The sequence below is a fragment of the Lysobacter sp. A289 genome, assembly GCF_054072675.1.
Genome location: NZ_JBSVRN010000001.1, coordinates 1,134,197 through 1,154,513, shown reverse-complemented (window position 1 = coordinate 1,154,513; position 20,317 = coordinate 1,134,197). Strand labels below are relative to the sequence as shown.

At 66.5% G+C, this 20,317-nt stretch carries 17 protein-coding genes and 2 pseudogenes; 9 read left to right on the top strand and 10 right to left on the bottom strand.

Features of this window, described 5'->3' with window-relative positions; genetic code table 11:
* The first annotated feature begins 52 nt into the window (after positions 1-52).
* The gene (locus ACW5DN_RS05210; RefSeq protein ID WP_456961681.1) at positions 53-367 is read left to right on the top strand and encodes an MliC family protein; all 315 of its coding nucleotides are present in this window, start codon (positions 53-55) and stop codon (positions 365-367) included.
* 112 nt (positions 368-479) lie between these two features.
* Entirely contained in the window at positions 480-1,052 is a 573-nt protein-coding gene (locus ACW5DN_RS05205) for an OmpA family protein (RefSeq protein WP_456961680.1), read from the top strand.
* 279 nt (positions 1,053-1,331) lie between these two features.
* On the opposite strand, the gene ACW5DN_RS05200 is transcribed toward ACW5DN_RS05205, so the two are convergent.
* From ACW5DN_RS05200 to ACW5DN_RS05180, 5 genes are all read right to left on the bottom strand, one after another.
* A complete protein-coding gene (locus ACW5DN_RS05200) occupies positions 1,332-1,976 on the bottom strand; it encodes a response regulator (RefSeq protein ID WP_456961679.1) in 645 nt (214 codons plus the stop codon).
* A 21-nt stretch (positions 1,977-1,997) separates the two neighbouring features.
* Positions 1,998-2,735, bottom strand: a complete 738-nt coding sequence (locus ACW5DN_RS05195) for a sensor histidine kinase (protein WP_456961678.1) — start codon at positions 2,733-2,735, stop codon at positions 1,998-2,000.
* Positions 2,732-6,097, bottom strand: coding sequence for a protein kinase domain-containing protein (locus ACW5DN_RS05190; RefSeq protein ID WP_456961677.1), 3,366 nt, complete (start codon positions 6,095-6,097; stop codon positions 2,732-2,734). The genes ACW5DN_RS05195 and ACW5DN_RS05190 overlap by 4 nt, the downstream gene beginning before the upstream one ends.
* Positions 6,094-7,044 carry a GAF domain-containing protein gene (locus ACW5DN_RS05185; RefSeq protein ID WP_456961676.1) on the bottom strand — a complete coding sequence of 317 codons (951 nt, stop codon included), beginning with the start codon at positions 7,042-7,044 and terminating at the stop codon, positions 6,094-6,096. The genes ACW5DN_RS05190 and ACW5DN_RS05185 overlap by 4 nt, the downstream gene beginning before the upstream one ends.
* Positions 7,045-7,135: 91 nt before the next feature.
* Positions 7,136-7,981, bottom strand: coding sequence for a DUF6689 family protein (locus ACW5DN_RS05180; protein WP_456961675.1), 846 nt, complete (start codon positions 7,979-7,981; stop codon positions 7,136-7,138).
* Positions 7,982-8,187: 206 nt separating this feature from the next.
* Between ACW5DN_RS05180 and ACW5DN_RS05175 the strand changes: the two genes are divergently transcribed.
* The 5 genes and pseudogenes from ACW5DN_RS05175 (at position 8,188) to ACW5DN_RS05155 (ending at position 14,899) form a co-directional block, all read left to right on the top strand.
* Complete coding sequence (locus ACW5DN_RS05175) at positions 8,188-10,686, top strand: S8 family serine peptidase (protein WP_456961674.1); 2,499 nt, start codon at positions 8,188-8,190, stop codon at positions 10,684-10,686.
* Between the two features lie 293 nt (positions 10,687-10,979).
* Positions 10,980-13,475, top strand: a pseudogene (locus ACW5DN_RS05170) (class I SAM-dependent DNA methyltransferase); the annotation flags it as partial.
* 2 nt (positions 13,476-13,477) lie between these two features.
* Positions 13,478-13,861 carry a type IIL restriction-modification enzyme MmeI gene (locus ACW5DN_RS05165; RefSeq protein ID WP_456961673.1) on the top strand — a complete coding sequence of 128 codons (384 nt, stop codon included), beginning with the start codon at positions 13,478-13,480 and terminating at the stop codon, positions 13,859-13,861.
* A gap of 35 nt (positions 13,862-13,896) precedes the next feature.
* On the top strand, positions 13,897-14,229 hold the full coding sequence (locus ACW5DN_RS05160; protein WP_456962964.1) for a YnfA family protein: 333 nt from the start codon (positions 13,897-13,899) through the stop codon (positions 14,227-14,229).
* 79 nt (positions 14,230-14,308) lie between these two features.
* The gene (locus tag ACW5DN_RS05155) at positions 14,309-14,899 is read left to right on the top strand and encodes a COG4315 family predicted lipoprotein (RefSeq protein WP_456961672.1); all 591 of its coding nucleotides are present in this window, start codon (positions 14,309-14,311) and stop codon (positions 14,897-14,899) included.
* Positions 14,900-15,003: 104 nt separating this feature from the next.
* On the opposite strand, the pseudogene ACW5DN_RS05150 reads toward ACW5DN_RS05155, so the two are convergent.
* The 5 genes and pseudogenes from ACW5DN_RS05150 to ACW5DN_RS05130 all read right to left on the bottom strand — a co-directional run.
* A pseudogene (locus tag ACW5DN_RS05150) lies at positions 15,004-15,085 on the bottom strand (arsenic resistance protein ArsH); the annotation flags it as partial.
* The gene (gene arsJ / locus ACW5DN_RS05145) at positions 15,052-16,278 is read right to left on the bottom strand and encodes an organoarsenical effux MFS transporter ArsJ (RefSeq protein WP_456961671.1); all 1,227 of its coding nucleotides are present in this window, start codon (positions 16,276-16,278) and stop codon (positions 15,052-15,054) included. The gene arsJ and the pseudogene ACW5DN_RS05150, both read right to left, overlap by 34 nt.
* A gap of 2 nt (positions 16,279-16,280) precedes the next feature.
* Positions 16,281-17,288 (bottom strand): ArsJ-associated glyceraldehyde-3-phosphate dehydrogenase, encoded by a 1,008-nt coding sequence (locus ACW5DN_RS05140; RefSeq protein ID WP_456961670.1) that lies wholly within the window; start codon positions 17,286-17,288, stop codon positions 16,281-16,283.
* A gap of 56 nt (positions 17,289-17,344) precedes the next feature.
* Positions 17,345-18,631 (bottom strand): arsenic transporter, encoded by a 1,287-nt coding sequence (locus ACW5DN_RS05135; protein WP_456961669.1) that lies wholly within the window; start codon positions 18,629-18,631, stop codon positions 17,345-17,347.
* Positions 18,632-18,634: 3 nt separating this feature from the next.
* A complete protein-coding gene (locus tag ACW5DN_RS05130; protein ID WP_456961668.1) occupies positions 18,635-18,985 on the bottom strand; it encodes an ArsR/SmtB family transcription factor in 351 nt (116 codons plus the stop codon).
* Between the two features lie 17 nt (positions 18,986-19,002).
* Between ACW5DN_RS05130 and arsH the strand changes: the two genes are divergently transcribed.
* Positions 19,003-19,854, top strand: a complete 852-nt coding sequence (gene arsH / locus ACW5DN_RS05125; protein ID WP_456961667.1) for an arsenical resistance protein ArsH — start codon at positions 19,003-19,005, stop codon at positions 19,852-19,854.
* A 10-nt stretch (positions 19,855-19,864) separates the two neighbouring features.
* Positions 19,865-20,284 carry an arsenate reductase (glutaredoxin) gene (gene arsC / locus ACW5DN_RS05120; protein WP_456961666.1) on the top strand — a complete coding sequence of 140 codons (420 nt, stop codon included), beginning with the start codon at positions 19,865-19,867 and terminating at the stop codon, positions 20,282-20,284.
* Positions 20,285-20,317: the final 33 nt, after the last annotated feature.

The following is a 20,317-nucleotide window of genomic DNA, read 5'->3' as shown; positions in this document are numbered from 1 at the left end:
ATCGACATGCGCCCGGTTATAACCGATGTCCCAATATCGGAAGGAGCGCGGCATGAAGGTCCTCGTAGCGGCAATGGTGGCGGTCATCGGCTCGGGCTGCGCCAGTACGGTTCCGCCCGGCAGCGGGTCGGTCGATGTGCACGACGTGGCATTCTCCTGCGACAACAACGAGTCCCTGTCAGTGCGTTACATCACGTCACGTGAGGTTGCGATCCTGACGCGCCACGGCGACGCGATCGAGCTGAAACAGCAGCCCAGCGGCTCGGGCTTCATCTATAGCAACGGCCCGAACACGATCCGCGGCAAGGGCGACGACCTGACGGTTGAGATCGGCCGGATGGCGCCGATCCAGTGCACGGCGAGCTGATCGTTTCACCTGACGCAAAGAGTCACCCGGCTAGCTTCGGTTCCGGCGCCATCCCCCGATTAGCGCGCGCAGTTCGCGCCAGGGCGCCACACCGAACCCGGAGATTCAGATCATGGCCACTTCCCTGTCCCGTAAAGCCGTCCTTGCCGTCGCATTGGCAAGCGTAACCCTCGCCAGTTGCAGCAGCTTCATCAAACGCGATGAATTCGACGCCACCATCGCCGATCTTCGTGCCACCGATGCCCGGCTGGAGTCGCAGATCCAGACCCTGGGCCAGAAGTACGACGCCCTGGTGACCCAACTGGCCGGCCGTACCCGCGTGGATACCGCTGCCTACTTCGCCGTCGGTGATGCGACTCTCGGCGCGCAGGCCGAGCCGTTGCTGAATGACTTCGCGCGCGCGATCAGCAGCAGCCACACCGATGCGTTGATCACCGTGGAGGGTTTCGCCGATCCGTCCGGCTCGACCGCGCTCAACAAGCGTCTCGGCCAAAGCCGTGCCGACGCCGTGCGTGACTACCTTGTCACCGCCGGCTTGCCTGCGGAACAGGTCCGTGCCGTGAGCTATGGCGAAGACAAGAACCGCCAAGTCCGTCCGGGTGCGACCGGTGATGCCGGCCAGGACAACCGCCGCGTCGCGTTGGTGGTCGATTACGCCGGGCCGAAGACCGCCTCGACGATGTAATCGGCGCGGCTTGGTGGTACCGGAAAGGACGCCCGATGGCGTCCTTTCTTTTCGCTCATTTTCCATCGCTGGCAGTCGATCCGGAAACGGTTGGGATATCGTGGCTCCCCACGGGGCGGCGTATTCCGACGCCCGTTTGCTTTCATCGTTGAGCAACGACTGACGCGCCGTCGCGCGCAAGCTGATCGTCGCGCGCGGCGGGGCGGCGCTGCTGGAGCGGTGGCTGCCGCTGTCGCTGGCCGCGCTGCGTCGTCCGCCGAACAGCCGGCGGGCTGCGTTCTAATCCAGCAACCCGCGCCGCAGCGCGTAGCGCACCAGTTCGGCGGTGTTGCGCACCCCCAGTTTTCCCAGCACGCGGGTGCGGTGGTTCTCCGCGGTCTTGGTGCTGGTCCCGAGCTTGCGTGCGATCTCCTTGGTGGTCAGGCCTTCGGCGATCAGGTGGAACACCTCGCGCTCGCGCGGGGTCAGGCGGCCGTAGGGATCGTCGACCACGCGCTCGGGATGCTGCAGTTGCTCGGCCAGCGCCTTCGACGCCTGCGGGCCGAAGTAGCTGCGGCCGAGCTTCAGACTGCGCACCGCGGCCAGCAATTCCGATGCCGCGCTGTCCTTGACCAGGTAACCCGAAGCACCGGCGCGCACCGCCTGCAGCACGTACTCGTCCTCCTGGTGCATGGTCAGCACCAGCACCTTGGTGTTCGGCAGTGATTCGCGCAGGCGGCGCACGACCTCGATCCCGTTGAGCCCGGGCATTGTGAGGTCGGTGACGACGATATCCGGATGGGTCGCCGCCGCCTGCTCCAGCGTCTCCAGGCCGTTGGCGGCCTGCGCCACCACCTGCACGTCGCCATCGGCTTGCAGCAGACCGACCAGGCTTTCGCGGACCAGAGTGTGGTCGTCGGCGATCAGGACGCGGATATTCCCCATCACGCTAACGTGCGTGAGTGATCAGTCGGCGTCAAGCGGGATGACCGCGCGGATGCGGGCACCGTTGCCGGGCGACGAGTGCAGGTCCAGCCGGCCGCCATGCAGGTGCAGGCGCTCGCGCATGCCGCCCAGGCCACTGCCGCCGCTGCGCAGGGCGACTTCCGGATCGCAACCGCGGCCATCGTCGACCACCTGCAACTGCAACCAGCCGCCGCGCACGACCAGGCGCACAAGTACGTTGTCGGCTTGCGCGTGCCGGGCGACGTTGTTGAGCGCTTCCTGGGTGATGCGGAACAGCAGCGTCTGCAGGTCGTCGTCGAGCGCCGGCAGCGGCTCCATCTCGACCGTGATCGACAGCTGGCTGGTTTCGCCCTGGCTGCGCGCCAGCCATTGCAGTGCCGGTGCAAGCCCGAGGTCGTCGAGGATCGGCGGACGCAGCAGGCGCGACAGTTCGCGGGTGTCGTCGAGGGTGTCGCCGCACAAGGCGATCGCGGCCTCGAGCTGGGCGCGCAGGGCCGGGTCCGCCGGCAGGCCGTCGCCGAGTTGGGCCAGGCGGTGCTTGAGCGCGGTGAGGTTCTGGCCGATGCCGTCATGCAGTTCACGCGCGAGCCGGCGCCGCTCGTCCTCCTGCACGCGCAGCACCGAGCGCCCGAGCCGGCGGAATTCGCGCTCGTTGGCTTCCAGTCGCTGCAGCAGGCGCTGGTACTGCTCGCGGATCGCCAGCAGCGACAGATCCTGATCGAGATCCTTCCCGCTCAACGCGGCAGTTCCTTCTCGGCGGGTTGCGCGGATTGGTCGAAGCCGGCGCGCAGGGACTCGGGCAATCCTTCGCGCAACTTGATCCATGCATCGCGGGAACGGGCTTGTGCGTGCCCGGCCTCGGCGGTGTTGCCGCTGGCGGTGTGCGCCTCGGCACCGAGCCGATGGACCTGCCAGGCGTGCTGGAAGTCGCCGCCGCGCAGCAACCCCTGCGCCTCGCGGTAGGCGGCGAGCGCAGCCGTCGGGTCACCATTGCCGAGCGCTCGTTGCATCGCCCATTCGAGCCAGCCCAACCGCAGGCCGGCATGGCCGAGCGTCGTGGTGGCGGCGTCGAGGTCTTCGCCGTCGACGATGCCGGCGCGTGCCTCGTGCAACGCGATCTGCAACTGTAGATGGCGCACGCCGGAGTTCGCCGCCCATTCCCGGGCCTGCCGCAGCATGGCGGTGGCCGGCGTCGCGCCGTTGGTGCGCGTGGCAAGTTTCGAACGCAGTAATTGCGCGATCGCGCGTTGCTCGGTCGAGGCCTGCGCCAAGGTCGGTTGCAGCGCGTCGAGCAGCGCCCGCGCCTCGGTATCGGCGTGGGCCGCCAGCAACGCCCGGGCTCGGAGCAGCCCGGCATCGGCGACGCCGCGCTGGTCCTCGCGTTGGCGAAACAGCGTTTCGGCCTTGTGGGTCTGTTCGATCGCCGCGGCCAGGTGGCCCTGCAGCAATTCGAGTTCGGCCAGGTTGCGGCGGCTGACCGCAGCCTCCTCCGGCATTTGCTGTTGCTCTGCGCTGGTCAGCGATTGCTTCAACCGGCGTCGTGCGTCATCCCAGTGCCCGCGGGCGGTGGCGAGCAGGCCCAGGTTCTGCTCGGTGCGGATCTGGCCCGTCAGCGAACCGAGCTCGGCGTAGGCCTCGGCGGCTTGTTGCCAGTAGACCTGGGCGTCGTTGTAGGCACCGAGCTGGTAATGCGCGAAGCCGATGTTGTTGAGCGCCTGCGCGTTGCCGTGCACGTCGCCGGCGCGCTGCCAGATCTGCAGCGCGCGCCGGTACGCCGCGAGCGCGCCGCGGTAGTCGCCGCGTTCCTCGGCCAGCAGGCCCAGCTCGTTCTCGGTGGCCGCCAGTCCCTCCTGGTCGCCGAGTTCGGCATGCAGCGCGCGGGCCTGCTCCAGGTGGTCCGCGGCTTCGTCGAACCGCCCGGTCAGTGCCAGCGCATTGGCGAGATTTCGCAGGCTGGTCGCGACGCCGCGGCGGTTGCCGACGGCGCGGCGCAGGTCCACGGCCTTGCGGTACTGCTCGATGGCATCGGCGGTCTGGCCAAGGCGGGCGTAACCGATGCCGAGCGCGTTGACGGTCTCGGCCTCGCCATAGGCGTCGCGGCTGCGCTTATAGAGCACCAGCGCGCGCACGAGGTGGTCGTCGACCGCTCGCTGGGCGTCGCCGCTGAGCAGGGTGAATTTGCCCAGTTCGAACCACGCGCGCGGGTCATTGGCATCGCGTTGGACCAGGGTCTGCAGGCCTTCGACGGCGGCGCTGAAGTCGCCGCCAGCGCCCTGCGCACGTGCGAGTTGCAGCTCGGCAAAGGTGTCGTCCGGGGTTGCGGCGAGCAGCGCGCGCCACTCGGCGACGGCGGCGGTCGGATTGCCTTCAAGCAGCGCGAGTTCGGCGGCGAAGCGTCGGCGCAGGCTTGCCGGCGCGTCGATTGCGGCACGCTGGCCGTGCTCGATCGCGTCGAACGCGGTATCGAGTTCACCGATCGCCAGCGCTGTCTCGGCCTGCGCCAGCCACGCGGCGGCATAGCCTGGGGCGGACGTGGTGGCAGCGCGCAGCTTCTCCAGTGCCTCGTCGAGCTTGCCGCCCTGGCGCGCGAGCAGGCCGGCGCCATGGGCGTCCAATGCCCCGGATTCGGTGGGCAGGGTCAGACGGATGGAAGCGCCGTCGCGCAAGCCGAGCGCCCGCCGCGTGCTGGCCTGGTCGGCCCACGCGCGCAGCGCGGTGGCGGAACCATCGGCGGCCGGTCCATCGATGACCACGGGCGCGGCGGTTCCGGAATGCAGTTGCGCGCGCAGGTGCCAGCGGCCGTCCTCGGCCACCAGCGTGGGTTGCAGCACCCGTTGTGCGGCGGCGATGGTGCGCAAGCCGGCGACGTCCGGCCGCGCGGCGCCGGCGGGGTCGAGCTGGCGCAGGGCCTGTTGGGTGCGTTCGCCATCGACCACGGCGAAGCCGGGGATCGCCGCCAGCGCATCGCGCAGGTGCGCGCTGAGTCCGGCAAGCTTCGGTGCGAGCGTGTCGGCCGACGAGCTGCCATCGCCCGCATGCTCGATCGGCAATACAAGCAAGCGTTGCAACGGTGGCGAAGCGGCGATAACCGGGCCGGGCTCGTGCTGCAACCACCACCCGCCAACGCCGAGCGCGAGCGCAAGCATCGCCGCCAGCCCCCAACCGACCCCGCGGGACAGCCGAAGCTCGCGGGGCACTTCGCGCGTGTCGATCGCGAGCACAACCGCGGCCGCGCTCTGGAAGCGGTGTGCCGGCTGTGGACGCAACAGCTTGTCGAGCAGGCGCGCGACCCACGCCGGCACCTCGGGTCGGTGCCGGACGATCGGTTGCGGGGTGCTCACGATGCGTTGTGCCAGCACCTCGGCCATGGTGCCGCCGCCAAACGGTGGCTTGCCGGCCAGCATCTCGTACAGGATCAGGCCCAGGGCATACAGGTCGCTGCGCGCATCGACCGGGTCGCCTCGGGCCTGCTCGGGGGAAAGGTAATCCGGGGTGCCAACCACCGTGCCCGACTGGGTCAGGCCGCTGGTGATGAGCGAGCGGGCCACGCCGAAATCGCTGATGTAGGCATTGTCCTGCGCGTCGAGCAGCACGTTGGCCGGCTTCAGGTCGCGATGCACCACGCCCTTGGCGTGCGCGGCGGCAAGGCCTTCGGCGAGCTGGCGCGTCACCTGCAGGGCTTCCTCCACCGCGAGCGGGCCTTGCTTGTCGATCCGATGGTCCAGCGAAGTCCCGTCGACGAAGTCCATGCTGATCAGCCAGTGCTGGCCGTGCCGGGCGAGGTCGTGGATGCGCACCACGTGCGGGTGGGAAACCTGCCGCGCCAGCAGCAGTTCGTCGCGGAACCGGTCGAACGCGTCGGCGCGCTGCGCCAGTTCCGGACGCAGCAGCTTCAGTGCGACCGGCACGTCGAGGGTCAGGTCGGTGGCGCGATAGACCACGCCCATGCCGCCAATGCCGAGGATCGACTCGAGCCGGAAGCGGTCGGCCAGCACGATCCCTGGCGCGAGGTTCAGTTGGGCGTACACGCCGGTGGCGGTGGCGTTGCTGGCCGGGGCGTCGCCGGCGGGCGGGTCGGAGTTGCCGCCTGGAGGGATCATGCGTCTGTGTCGTCCGGTTGACGGTGGGCGGCGATGATCCGGCTCCAACCGGCGTGATTCCCATCGGCGCCGTTCCGGCCGGCATCCCCCCGGGCCAGCGCACCGGACTGGAGGTCAAGTTGTTCGCTGGTCCGGCGTGCCGATATCCACACCGCTGCGTTCTCGGCGAAGGCCTGCAACAGTTCCAGGTCGAGCGTGCTGATCGCCGGGCCGGGCGCGACGCGGTCGGCGTAGATCGCTCCGAGTACCCGGTCCTCATCCATCAATGGCAGGCACACCAGCGCGCTGAGCCCGGCCGCTACCACTGACTCGCGCGTTGCCAGCCAGGCCTCGCGGCCGATATCGTTGGCGACCACGATGCGTCGCTGGTCCAGCGCACGCCGCACGGCGCCTACGCTGCCGGAGAATGACCGACTTGCCAGCGCCGCGGGTGCCAGCGAGTGGCTCGCGCTCACCACGAAGTCGGTGCCGTCGTTGAGTAGCACGAAGCCGCGTTCGCAATGCGCCAGTCCCAGCACTGCACTCAGGCTGGCGTCGAGCAAGTCGCCGAAGCGGGTGAGTTTCTCGATGCGGGTGGTGTGCGCGGTGGCGACTTGGCGGCGTAGGTGGCGGTCGCGTTCGAAGGCTTCGGCCTCGGCCTCGGTGAGCAGGTCGAACTCGCAATGGATGTCGCCGAAGCGCAGCCAGCAAGTGCGCTCCAGTCGGGCGTTTCTGATCGCGATGCCATCGACGTGGCTGCCGTTCTTGCTGCCAAGATCGACCAGCCGCCAACGGCCGGCGTCGCCATGCAACTCAGCATGCGCGCGCGACACCGACGGGTGGTCCAGGACGAGATACTCCGCCGGATCGTTCTCGCACACGCGGCCGATCCGCAGCGTCTGGTCGGGTCGGGCCAGACGAATGACGGCGGCGGCGTCGGGCGGGTAGGCGATCAGTCGTGCCTGCATTCAGGCATCTTACCGCGGTATCGGGGGGCTGGAGCGCGCGCAGCCGCACCACCTGGGGACGGCCCGGAACCCGGAGCCGCGAGCGTCCCGGCTACTGCCCGTAGTCGCGTAGATAGGCGACGCTGTACTTGAGGGTCGCGGCACCGGCGATGATCTCGCCGGCCTGGTTTTCCACGTCCCGGGTGGCACGCCACTGCTGGGTCAGGCCATGACCGGCGCGGGCCGAGGCGCGTGCACGGATCTCGTCCAGCGCGCCGATCGCGTCGGCGTAATCGCTGTTGGCGACGGCGGACTCGGCAGCATCGAGGTACGTATCGAAGGCAGCTCGCTCGCTCGAGGGGAGGGCGGCGATCCGCGCGCGCAACCACGAGAACTTTTGATCCAGCACCACACCGGTCTCACGCAGGTCGGTCACCACCAGGAATTGCGAGAAGCCCCCCGTGGTGCCGCGCGCGCGCACGCTGCCCGGCGCGATTTCATCGGTGATGTCGCGGAACGCGCCGTTCAATGGCGCCTTCAGCAATCGCAGCGAGCTGCCCGCCGTGTAGGGCAGGGCGTGGGTGTGGACTTCGGCCCGCACCGTGCGATTGAAGCTGAGCCCGCCCAGGGCCGGCGGTTCCACCGTGATCAAGAGCGGCAACGCCGGATCAAGCGGAGTCAGGGTCTGGCCGGGCAGGCGGATGAGCAGGGTGGGATCGCTGACGTTCACCAGCTGCGCGCTGACACCGAGGCTGGAGGCACTGAGTCCGCTGGCATCGTCGAACGTGAGGATGAGTTCCGCCAACGGCTCGCTGCCGCTGCCGATCTCGATAATCGCGGTGTTGCCGCTGACGTCGACCTGCACCGGGACCGCGATCGATTGCGCCGAGACCTGGCCGGCGCCGAACAGCAGTGCCGCCACAGCCAACAGTTTTGAAACCAACGAAAATCTCGACATCGTCATTACTCCAGGGCATCAGCCTGCCTACCCTAGCCTGATCAGTGGCCCGAGTCTCTAGGGGAAATCACTCAGGCGTGTGCCTCGCGTGCGCTGGGTGATTTCCCCCAGTACGGCTGGGGGCAATTCCGGATGGGCAACCGGGCGCAACGCTGCGAATACTCGGGTTCGCCCCAAACCTGCGGCGATTTTTCCCGGAGCTCTCCATGTCTTCCAGAACCCGATCCCCCATTCAGCGCCGCACTTTCCGCATCTGCGCCATCGCCGCCGGCCTGCTTGCCAGTGGTGTCGCCCTCGCCGACGCCCAGCTCGACCCGGAACTGAGCTCGCGCATGCAGGATGCGCTGCCCACCGACCAGTTGCAGATCGTGGTCAGCTACGAGCAGTCCGGTCCGGTCACGGCCGGCCAGGTCGCCGTGCTCAATTCACTCGGCATCGACCAGGGCGTGCTGATGCGCACGCTGCCGATCGCCGGTGCGCTGGCGACCCCGGCCGAGATCCGCGCGCTGGCCCAGCGCGATGATGTCGCCTCGATCTACTTCAACGCTCCGCTGCAGTATTTCAACAAGGAAGCACGGCAGATTTCCGGCGCCGAGCGCGCCGTGAGAAGCCCGGGCGACTACAACCGGGCGATCCCGTTCAGCGGCGCCGGCGTGACCGTGCTGGTCAACGATTCCGGTGTCGACGGCACCCACGACGACATCAAGTTTGGCGAGCACCTGGTGCAGAACACCCAGGGCGTGACCAACCTGGCGGCGTACGACACGATGTTGCCGATCACCTACACCGAGGGTGTCCCCAACACCGACTGGGGTTCGGGCCACGGCACTCATTGCGCCGGCACCATCGGCGGCACCGGCGCCAAGTCCAATGGCCTGTACCGCGGTGTCGCGCCGGGCGCGGACCTGGTCGGCTACGGCTCGGGCGCCGTGCTGCTGATCCTCGATGCGGTGGGCGGGCTCGATTACGCCGCCACCAACCAGTTCAGCTACGACCACCCGATCCGCGTCACCAGCAACTCCTGGGGCAGCTCCGGCAAGTTCGCGCCGCTCAACCCGGTCAACGTCGCCACGTATGAGCTCTACAAGCGCGGCATCGTCAGCGTGTTCGCCGCCGGCAACGATGGCTCCGGCGAGGACACCCACAACCCGTATGCCCAAGCCCCGTGGGTGATCTCGGTCGGCGCGGGCGAGAAGGACGGCGTGCTCACCGGCTTCTCCTCGCGCGGCAAGCGCGGCGAGATCGGCAGCTTCACGATGCCCGACGGCATCGAGTGGACCTACATCAACGAGCCGACGGTGGTTGCCACCGGCGTCGACATCGTGTCCACCCGCACCCTGACCGGCGCGCTGCCGGCGCTAGCCGCCGAGTACGACGCCAACAACCTGGCGCCGGCGCACCTGCCGTTCTACAGCCACATGAGCGGCACCTCGATGGCCACCCCGCACGTTGCCGGCGTGGTCGCGTTGATGCTGGAGGCCAACCAGAACCTCACACCGGCGCAGGTCAAGGACATCATCGAGCGCACCGCCACCAACATGACCGGCCGCTTGCCGTGGGAGGCCGGCATGGGTCACCTCAACGCCTATGCCGCGGTCGCCGAGTCCGCCGACATGCGCAACGACTTCGGCGCAACCGTCAACGGCCTGCGCGAGTTCAACGCCAACGCGCTGCTCGCCCCGGGCGCCGACCCGATCCCGTTCTCGATCGACTTCGCCCCGGTTGGGCCGGTCGAGGAGCAGGCGTTCAATGTCGGCCCCGAGGTCGCCTTCGTCAGCGTCCGCGCCACCATCGGCGAGAACACCCTGGCGCTGGTGCTGATCGATCCGGACGGCGTGCAGTACGGCTCGGCGATCTCGTTGCCGGTGCTCGGCGACACCGTCACCACCGGTGCACCGGCCAAGGAGGGCGTTTGGCGCGTCACCGTGCGCGGCGTCGGTTCGGTGTCCGGGCTCGCGCTCGACCCGGCCAAGGTCACCAACGGCTACGGCGCGCCGGGAACCGTCAACGGCGACATCAGCTTCCTCAACAGCGGTGGCTACATCGGCATGAACGACGTCGCCACCCATCCGGCACGCAAGGCGATCGAGTTCGCCGTCGCCAACCGCCTGGTCGACGGCGATTCCGACCGCCGTTTCCGTCCCGACGCCTTCCTCAAGCGCGCCGAGGTGGCGCAGTACCTGCTGATGGGTACCAGCGTGCGCCAGCAGCTGCCACTGGATCGCAAGCCGAGCTTCACCGACCTGAGCGTCCACGACGCGGCATATCCGTTCGCGGAGTCCGCGGTCGCCACCGGCGGTGGACTGCGCGACCTGGGCCAGTCGCAGGCCGGCGTGATGGGCGTGCTCAACGGCAAGTTCCGGCCCGACGACAACGTCAGCCGGGTCAGCCTGGCCTACTCGCTGGTGCAGAGCCTGGCGTTGCAGGAGGAAGCGCGTGGGTTCAGCGGCGAACTGACCGCGTTCTACCTTGGCCAGCGCATCCCGGTCGAGGATGCCGCGTCGATCCCCGTGGTATTGCGCGGCTACGTGCAACTGGCGCTCGACCTCGGGCTGATCAACGCCCGCTTCGTGGTCAGGCAGGGGCCGTACGACCTGGAGCCGACCCTGCACGCGTACTTCGATCCGACCAAGGGCGTGACCCGTGCGGCCTATGCGGTTGCTGCCAGTCGTTACATGACGCACTACCAGAGCGCGCAAGACTGACCGCCCACGCAACGCGTCCGTAGTAGCACAGCGGCCCGGGTCACACCGGGCCGTTTTTCTTTCACCAGAGATTGATCGCTGGATTGATGCTGACGCCTGTCATACAGGAGGTCGGGCCATGGCTCTCCCCCTCTCCCGGGGAGGCAACTGTCAAGCAATCCTTGACGGTTCATCGGTTCCGAGAGCGGCAGGATGCAGGCAACCTGTAAGCATCGCTTACAGGTTCATTACGCGGAGAACCGCGGCCCCATGATTGGCGCTGACGTATCCTCGGGCCAACAAGGGGAGCCGCAATGCCGCTGAGCTGGAACGAGATCAAGACCCGCGCCATCGCCTTTTCCAAGGAGTGGGAAGGGGAGGCGTCCGAGAACGCCGAGGCCAAGTCCTTCTGGGATGCGTTCTTCGAAGTATTCGGCGTGCATCGTCGCCGCATCGCCAGCTTCGAGGTGCCGATCAAGCGCGAGGACGGCTCCGGCGGTTTCATCGACTTGTTGTGGAAGGGCATCCTGTTGGTCGAGCACAAGTCGCGCGGCAAAGATCTGGACCGTGCCTACGGCCAGGCCCGCGATTACTTCCCGGGCCTCAAGGACCGCGACCTGCCGCGCTACGTGCTGGTCTCGGACTTCGCGCACTTCCGCCTGCACGACCTGGAAACCGGCGAGCAGCACGCCTTCGCGCTGAAGGAACTGCACCGCAACATTCGCCTGTTCGGATTCGTCGCCGGCTATCAGTCGCGCGTCTTCAAGGACCAGGACCCGGTCAACATCAAGGCCGCCGAGCGCATGGGCAAGCTGCACGACGCGCTCAAGGACGACGGCTACACCGGCCACAAGCTCGAAGTGCTGCTGGTGCGCGTGCTGTTCTGTCTGTTCGCCGAGGACACCGGCATCTACGAGCCGCGTCGGCGCTTCCAAGACTACATCGAGCAGCGCACCGCCGAGGACGGTAGCGATCTCGGTGGTCACCTTGCCACCCTGTTCGACGTGCTCGACACTGCGCCCGAGCAGCGCCAAAACAACCTTGACGCGCAACTGGCCGGCTTCCCCTACGTCAACGGCAAGCTGTTCGAGGAGCGCCTGTCGCCGGCGGCGTTCAACGCCCGCATGCGCGAGCGCCTGCTCGATGCCTGCGGCTTGGACTGGAGCGAGATCAGCCCGGCGATCTTCGGCGCGCTGTTCCAGTCGATCATGGACGCCAAGGCGCGGCGCAACCTCGGCGCGCACTACACCAGCGAGAAGAACATCCTCAAGCTGATCGGGCCGCTGTTCCTCGACGGCCTGCGCGCTCAGTTCGACAAGGTGAAATCCAGCCGCGCGAGGTTGCACGAATTCCACGAGAAGATCGCCGGCCTCACGTTCCTTGACCCGGCCTGCGGCTGCGGCAACTTCCTGGTCATCGCCTACCGCGAGCTGCGACTGCTGGAGCTGGACGTCATCGACTTGCTGTACCAGAAGGACCAGGAGGCCGGGCAGGTCACCGACCCGCGGCTGCTGATCAAGTGCAACGTCGACCAGTTCTACGGCATCGAGATCGAAGAGTTCCCCGCCCAGATCGCGCAGCTGGCGCTGTGGTTGGTCGACCATCAGGTCAACCTGCGGGTCAGCGAGATGTTCGGCAACCCGTTCGAGCGGTTGCCGCTGAGGAAGTCGGCAACGATCGTGCACGGCAATGCGCTGCGGATCGACTGGAACGACGTGGTGCCGGCGGCGGAGCTGGATTACATCCTGGGGAATCCGCCGTTCGTGGGTTCCAAGCTGATGTCGCAGGACCAGCGTGCCGACCTGTTGGCGATAGCCGGCGGTCTGAAGGGCGCCGGGGTGTTGGATTTCGTGGCCGCGTGGTACCTGAAGGCCGCCGACTACGTGGCCGAAGGCAGCGATATCCGTTGCGCCTTTGTATCGACCAACTCGATCACGCAGGGCGAGCAGGTTGGGGTGCTCTGGAGCGCGATGCTGGCGCGGGGTTTCCACATCCAGTTCGCCCATCGCACGTTCCAGTGGAACAACGAGGCACGGGGCATGGCGGCGGTGCACTGCGTGATCGTCGGCTGTGGGCGCGAGCAGATGGCCCCGAAACGGTTGTTCGACTACGCCACGCTACGGGCGGAGCCACACGAGATCGTGGCGGCGAACATCAACCCGTATCTGGTGGATGCGGCTGACATGGTGTTGCCGAGCCGAACCAATCCGCTATGCGACGTGCCAAGGATAGGGATTGGCAACAAGCCAATCGATGGTGGCTATTTCCTGTTTACCGACGACGAGAAAGTGGCTTTTCTCCGGGAGGAACCACAGGCAGAACCGTATTTTCGTCGTTGGCTGGGCGCGGATGAGTTCATCAATGGTTGGCATCGCTGGTGTTTGTGGCTGGGAGACGCAACACCAACCGATCTACGGCAGATGCCGAAGGCAAGGGAAGTCGTTGAAGCCGTTAGAGACTTCAGACTCGGGAAGCGACGTGCCAAACGTGCGAAACCGGAGAAGGAAATCAAAGTCGGTACAAGCGCCCTTCAGCTTGCTGCGACCCCGACACGGTTCCACGTAGAAAAATTCTCCACCGAACCTCAACTTGTAATTCCTTCGGTGTCGTCTGAACGCCGAAATTTCATTCCCATCGGGTTCGAGCCAGCCAGCACGTTCTGCAGCAATTTGGTACTAGTTGCGTTGAACGCAGACAAGTTCCACTTCGGGGTGCTTAACTCAACCATGCACATGGCATGGGTGCGTGCCGTTTGCGGGCGTCTTAAAAGCGACTACCGCTATTCCGCCGGCATCGTCTACAACAATTTCCCGTGGCCAGACGATCTCTCGACCGACCGACCGACCGACCGACCGACCGACCGACCGACCGACCGACCGACCGACCGACCGACCGACCGAAGCATGTTGCGAAAATCGAATCCGCCGCCCAAACCGTGCTCGATGCCCGCGCCGCCTTCCCCGACAGCACCCTGGCCGATCTCTACGACCCGACCACGATGCCGCCGACGCTGGTCAAGGCGCACCAGGCGCTCGACCGTGCAGTGGATGCGGCTTACGGCAAGCGTCGTTTCAACACCGACGCGGAGCGCGTGGCCTTCCTGTTCGAGCGCTACCAGCAACTGACCTCGCTGCTGCCCGTCGCCAAACCGGCCAAGCCGCGTCGGCGTAAAACATCTGCCACGGCAAGCGATTAGTCGCCTTCCTCATCGAGAAAAACCTGATGCCGCTTCTGCAAACCCTCGGCCTGTTCACCCTGACCGCCGTCGCCGAGATCGTCGGTTGCTGGCTGGTGCTGATGTGGCGCAAGCCGGAAGGTGCGGCGTGGCTGCTGATACCGGCGGCGCTCAGCTTGGCGGCGTTCGCGTGGTTGCTGACCTTGCACCCGGTGGCCTCCGGTCGGGTGTATGCGGCGTATGGCGGGGTGTATGTCGCCACCGCGCTGGTGTGGCTGTGGGCGGTGGATGGCGTGCGGCCGGGAGTGTTCGACCTGCTTGGCGGCGGGCTGATCCTTGCGGGAGCCGTGGTGATCATCAGCGGTCACTGGGTCTCGACCGGGTCTTAACGCCGGCCCGTCTATCACTCGATGCAACGACCGCAGTGTCGGTTGCAAGGCGGACGCGAGGTTCGCGCAAGGAGATGTCGTGACGATTTCACGCAAGGTGGACTGGGCCCGCGTGGGTCCGGTCGCGATGGCCGCATGGTTGAGCGTCGCACTGGCCATCAGTCTGGCCGGTTGCAACGAGCCCGGCGAAGGCAACTCGTTGGGGGATCCGTCGCCCGCACAGGCAACCGATGAAACCCCATCAATCGTGGGCGAGGGCGGCACCCTGGTGACCGATGCCGCGTCGGCCTCAGGCAGCTTGACGGTGATGTCCGTCGGCGGGCCGGCCGATTACGTGGCCGACGACAGCCGTCGTGCGGTCTACCTGCTGGAAGGCGATACCGATGGCAACCAGTGCGTCGATGCCTGCCTGCGCCAGTGGGCACCGCTGTTCCCGCCGACTACCGCGCCGACCGTCAGCGGCAACCTCGCACCGGTACTGGTCGGCACCATCGATCGCGCCGACGGGTCCAAACAGATCACCTACAACGGCCACCCGCTGTACCACTACGTGGGAGACACGCGGCCGGGCAGCACGCTGGGGCACGAGCGCGATGATGAGTGGGGCGAGTGGTATCTGGTCACGCCGCAGGGCAACGCGTTGGGCGAGGAGGTCGGCAAGCTGGATTGATGAGCGATACGCCTGCTTGCGGAGTTTCATCGGCGTCGCGCGCCGCTCCCGTTTTCACGAGGATTCGGTAACAGCTGCTTGCCTGGTCAACTCGCGCGCTTCGGCCAGGCTGTTGACCACGTTGAACGACTGCGAGCCGCCGCAGACCTGCATCACCGCGAGGGTGCGTCCTGGCGGTCGTGCCGAGGCAATGTGATCGACGCCAGCGCCGCGATCGCGACCAGCCCGGCGGACACCAACAGACATGCGGCCATGCCGTAACTCTGGAATACCCAGCCTGACAACACCGTGCCCAGCAACCGGCCCATCGCGTTGGCCATGTAGTAGAAGCCCACGTCGAGCGATACGCCGTCCTCGGCTGCATAGCTGATGATCAGGTAGCTGTGCAGGGACGAGTTGATAGCGAACAGCACCCCGAACACCGTCAGCCCCGCGACCAATATCAGTTGTGGCGATGCGCCCTGGATCAACAGCATCGCCATCGCGGCGGGCACCAGCGCCAGCACGGTCGCCCAACCCAGCGCGGAGCGGCCATCGGGCACCTTGCCGCTTCGGTGACCGGTCACGTATGGCGCGAGCGATTGCACCACGCCATAGCCGATCACCCAGGCCGCGAGGAAGCCGCCGACCTGCCAGAAATCCCAGCCCAGCGAGGCGGACAGGAATACCGGCAGGGCCACCACGAACCAGACGTCGCGGGCGCCGAACAGGAACATGCGCGCGGCCGACAGCTGGTTGATCGCGCGGCTCTTGGAAAAGATGTCGCGGAATTTCGGCTTCGACTTGGCCTTGCCCAGGTCGCGCTTGAGTAGCGACATGCTAAGCAGCCACACCAAGGCCAGGCCTGCGGCCATGATCGCGATTGCCGGTGCGAACCCGACGGTCGTGAGCAGCGCGCCACCCAGGAAGAAGCCGACGCCCTTGAGTGCGTTCTTCGATCCGGTCAATGCGGCGACCCAGCGGTACAACGCCCCCTGTTGGTCGTTCGGCACCAGCAGCTTGATGCTGCTCTTGGCACTCATCTTGTTGAGGTCCTTGGCGATGCCCGACAGTGCCTGCGCCGCCATCACCCACGGCACCACCAGCCACGGCGCCGGCACCAGCAGCATCGATAGGGCGACCACCTGCAGCGCCAGGCCGACGTTCATGGTGCGGTTGAGCCCGACGTGGGCGCCCAGCCAGCCCCCGACCAGGTTGGTGACCACCCCGAAGATCTCGTAGAACAGGAACAGCATCGCCACCTGCAACGGGCTGTAGCCGAGCTGGTGGAAATGCAGCACCACCAGCATCCGCAAGGCGCCGTCGGTCAGGGTGAACGCCCAGTAGTTGCCGGTGATCAGCAGGTACTGGCGCACGTCCGGGGAGAGGCGCGCGAGCATGGTCAGCGATCCGCGCTGCCGACCAGGCGCACCAGCTCGGCGGTGCGGTTCACGTAGCCCCACTCGTTGTCGTACCAGGCATAGATCTTGACCTGGGTGCCGTTGATGACGAGCGTGGACAGCGCGTCGATGATGCTGGAGCGTGGGTCTGTCTGATAGTCGATCGAGACCAGTGGGCGCGTTTCAAAGCCGAGGATGCCGGCCAGTTCGCCTTCAGCGGCCGCCTCCAGCATCGCGTTCACTTCCTCGACGGTGGTCGGGCGTTCGACCTCGAACACGCAGTCGGTCAGCGAGGCGCTGGTCAGGGGAACGCGCACCGCATGGCCGTAGAGCCGGCCGCGCAGTTCGGGAAAGATCTCCGCGATCGCGGTCGCCGAGCCGGTTGAGGTCGGGATCAGGCTGCTACCGCACGAGCGCGCCCGGCGCAGGTCCTTGTGCGGCGCGTCGACGATGGTCTGGGTGTTGGTCAGGCTGTGGATCGTGGTCAGGCTGCCGTGGCGGATGCCAAGGCCTTCATGGATCACCTTGACCACCGGTGCCAGGCAGTTGGTGGTGCACGAGGCGGCGGAGACGATGCGATGCACGGCCGGATCGAAACGGTCGTGGTTGACGCCCATGACGATGTCGAGCGTGCCGGCGGCCTTGACCGGCGCGGTCACCACCACGCGCTTCACTCCCTGGTCGAGATAGGGCTGCAGCACGTCGGGCTTGCGGAACTTGCTTGAGGCCTCGATCACCACGTCGCACCCCGACCAGTCGGTGGCGGCGAGGTCCTTGTTGCGCGTGACCGGGATGCGCTGGCCGTCGATGACCAGCGCATCGCCGTCGGTCTCGATCGCGCGACCCCACCGCCCGTGCACCGAGTCGAATGCCAGCAGGTGCGCGAGCGTGGCCGGATCGCCGGCGGGATCATTGATCTGCACGAACTCGATGGTCGGGTCGCCCCATGCCGCACGCAAGGTGAGGCGGCCCGTGCGGCCGAAGCCGTTGATGCCAACGCGGATGCTCATGTGCTCGATCTCCAGGAATGGGTACAAGAGGTGGTTTCAAGTCGCCAGGTGGCGCATCACGCAAGACTCAGCCGGATCGCCAAAGCCGCCAAGGTCACGAGCAGCACCGGGAGCGTCAGGACGACACCGACCTTGAAGTAATAGCCCCAGGTGATCTTGATGTTCTTGCGTGCCAGCACGTGCAACCACAACAACGTGGCCAGGCTGCCGATCGGGGTGAACTTCGGACCCAGGTCGCTGCCAATGACGTTGGCGTAGATCATCGCCTCGCGCACGGCCCCTTCGGCCTGGCTGGCGTCGATGGATAGCGCGCCAACCAGCACGGTGGGCATGTTGTTCATGACCGAAGACAGGAACGCCGTCAGCAGGCCGGTGCCGATCGTCGCTCCCCACAAGCCGTAACCGGCAAAAACGTCCAGCAGCTTCGCCAAATGGTCGGTCAAGCCCTCATTGCGCAGGCCATACACCACCAGGTACATGCCGAGCGAGAACACCACGATCTGCCACGGCGCTTCCCGGACGACCTTGCGGGTCGATATCACGTGCCCCTTCGCCGCCACCCCCAGCAGTACCAGCGCCCCGGCGCCAGCCACCGCGCTGATGGGCACGCCAATCCTCTCCAGCCCGAAGAATCCCACCAGCAGGAGCACCAACACCCCCCAGCCTGCGTTGAAGGTGGTGCGGTCGACAATCGCCGATCGAGGGTCCTTCAACTGGGTCACGTCGTAGTTGTCCGGGATGTCGCGGCGAAAGAACCACATCAGCATGCCCAGCGTCGCGGCAACGGAGACCAGGTTGACCGGCACCATGACCGAGGCATATTCGGCAAAGCCGATATCGAAGTAGTCCGCCGAGACGATGTTGACCAGGTTGGAAACGACCAGCGGCAGGCTGGCGGTGTCGGCTATGAACCCGGCCGCCATCACGAACGCCAGCGTGGCCGCCGGAGTGAACCTGAGCGCCAGAAGCATGGCGATCACGATCGGGGTCAGGATCAGCGCGGCACCATCGTTGGCAAACAGCGCCGCCACTGCCGCGCCGAGCAGCACGAGGTACGTGAACAGCCTGCGCCCGCTGCCCTTGCCCCAGCGCGCCACGTGCAGCGCTGCCCACTCGAAAAGCCCGGCTTCATCCAGCACCAAACTGATGATAATCACCGCCACGAAAGTGAACGTGGCGTTCCAGACAAATCCCCAGACCGTTGCGATATCCGCTAGCCCCACCACGCCGGTCAGTAGTGCCAATGCGGCACCCAGCATGGCGCTCCAGCCAACGCCCAAACCTTTCGGCTGCCATATGACCAGGACGATGGTGGCGACGAAGATCAGCAGCGCAACCAGCACGGCTCAGACCTTGCCCACTTTCTGCGCACCCTTGAGAGAGGGGCGGGAGACCGGGAGACAGCGACTCTGGTCGCCGTTGCAGCAGTTGTGCGTCAGGAATTCGATCAGGCCATTCATGGCGTCGAAATCGGCGCGATAGCAGATGTGGCGACCTTGCGCCTGGCCCTGTATCAGGCCTGCCGCGGTGAGTTCCTTGAGGTGAAACGACAAGGTCGCCCCCGGCAGCGATAGCGTTTCGGCGATCTCGCCGGGCATCCGCCCCTCGGGACCGGCCTCGACCAGTAGGCGGAAGACGGACAGCCGCGTGGTTTGCCCCAGGGCGGCCAATGCGGTGGTTGCATTCTTTAGTTCCATGTTTCTAGAATACTGGAATGAAACCGAATGAAGCAACCACCTCGACGACATCCGACCTCGACAATCTTGTCCCAGCGGCGGTGGACATCCCCGCCCATGACAAGCTTGGTCTTCACGGGGCGACGCACCCGCCACGGATCCTGATCCTGTACGGCGCGTTGCGGCCGCAGTCCGTCAGCCACAAGCTCGCGCTGGAAGCAGAGAGGCTGCTGCGCCACTTCGGCGCGGAAACCCGGGTGTTCGACCCGCACGACCTGCCGATGGTGGACAGTGTGGGTGCGGACCACCCCAAGGTGCAGCAACTGCGCGAATGGTCGCAGTGGTCCGAAGGCCAGGTCTGGGTGAGCCCGGAGCGCCATGGCGCGATGACGGCAGTGTTCAAGAACCAGATCGACTGGCTGCCGCTGGAGCTGGCCGGGGTGCGCCTGACCCAGGGCCGGACCCTGGCGGTGATGCAAGTGTGTGGCGGCTCGCAGTCGTTCAACGTGGTCAACGCGCTGCGCCAACTGGGTCGCTGGATGCGCATGGTCACCATCCCCAACCAGTCATCCGTACCGAAGGCCTGGCAGGAGTTCAACGACGACGGGCGGATGAAGCCCTCGCAGTACTACGACCGCGTGGTCGACGTGATGGAGGAGTTGGTGAAGTTCACCCTGCTGGTGCGCGACCGCAGCGACTATCTGACCAACCGCTACAGCGAACGCAAGGGCGACCTGGCAGCTGCGACGCTGGCCGCTGCCTCCGGCGCGGTTACCGTGCCCCCGGTTATGACGATCGCGCCCGCAACCTCGGCGGAGACCACATTGGATGCCGAAGTCGCTCAGCCCGCGCGAGCCGCATGTTGCGGAACCACATCGACCTGCAACTGAGGAACCGGCCGTGAACGCGATGATCTATCACAACCCGAACTGCGGCACCTCGCGGAACACGCTGGCGCTGATCCGCCATGCGGGCATCGAGCCCACGATCATCGAGTACCTGCGGGATCCACCTGCGCGCGATCGCCTGATCGAGCTGATTGCGGCGGCGGGCCTGAGCGTGCGTGATGCCGTGCGGCAGAAAGGCACGCCCTACGTGGAACTCGGGCTGGACGATCCGGCCCTGTCGGACGAGCAACTGCTCGATGCGATGTTGGTCGATCCGATCCTGATCAACCGACCGTTCGTGGAAACGCCGCTGGGCACCCGCTTGTGCCGACCTTCGGAGGTCGTGCTCGACATTCTGCCGGCAGTGACCCGTCCGTTCGCCAAGGAAGACGGCGAAGTGGTTATCGATCAGAGTGGTCATCGAGTCAGGTAGCAGACCGGCGCCAGGCACCAAGGACGACCTGGC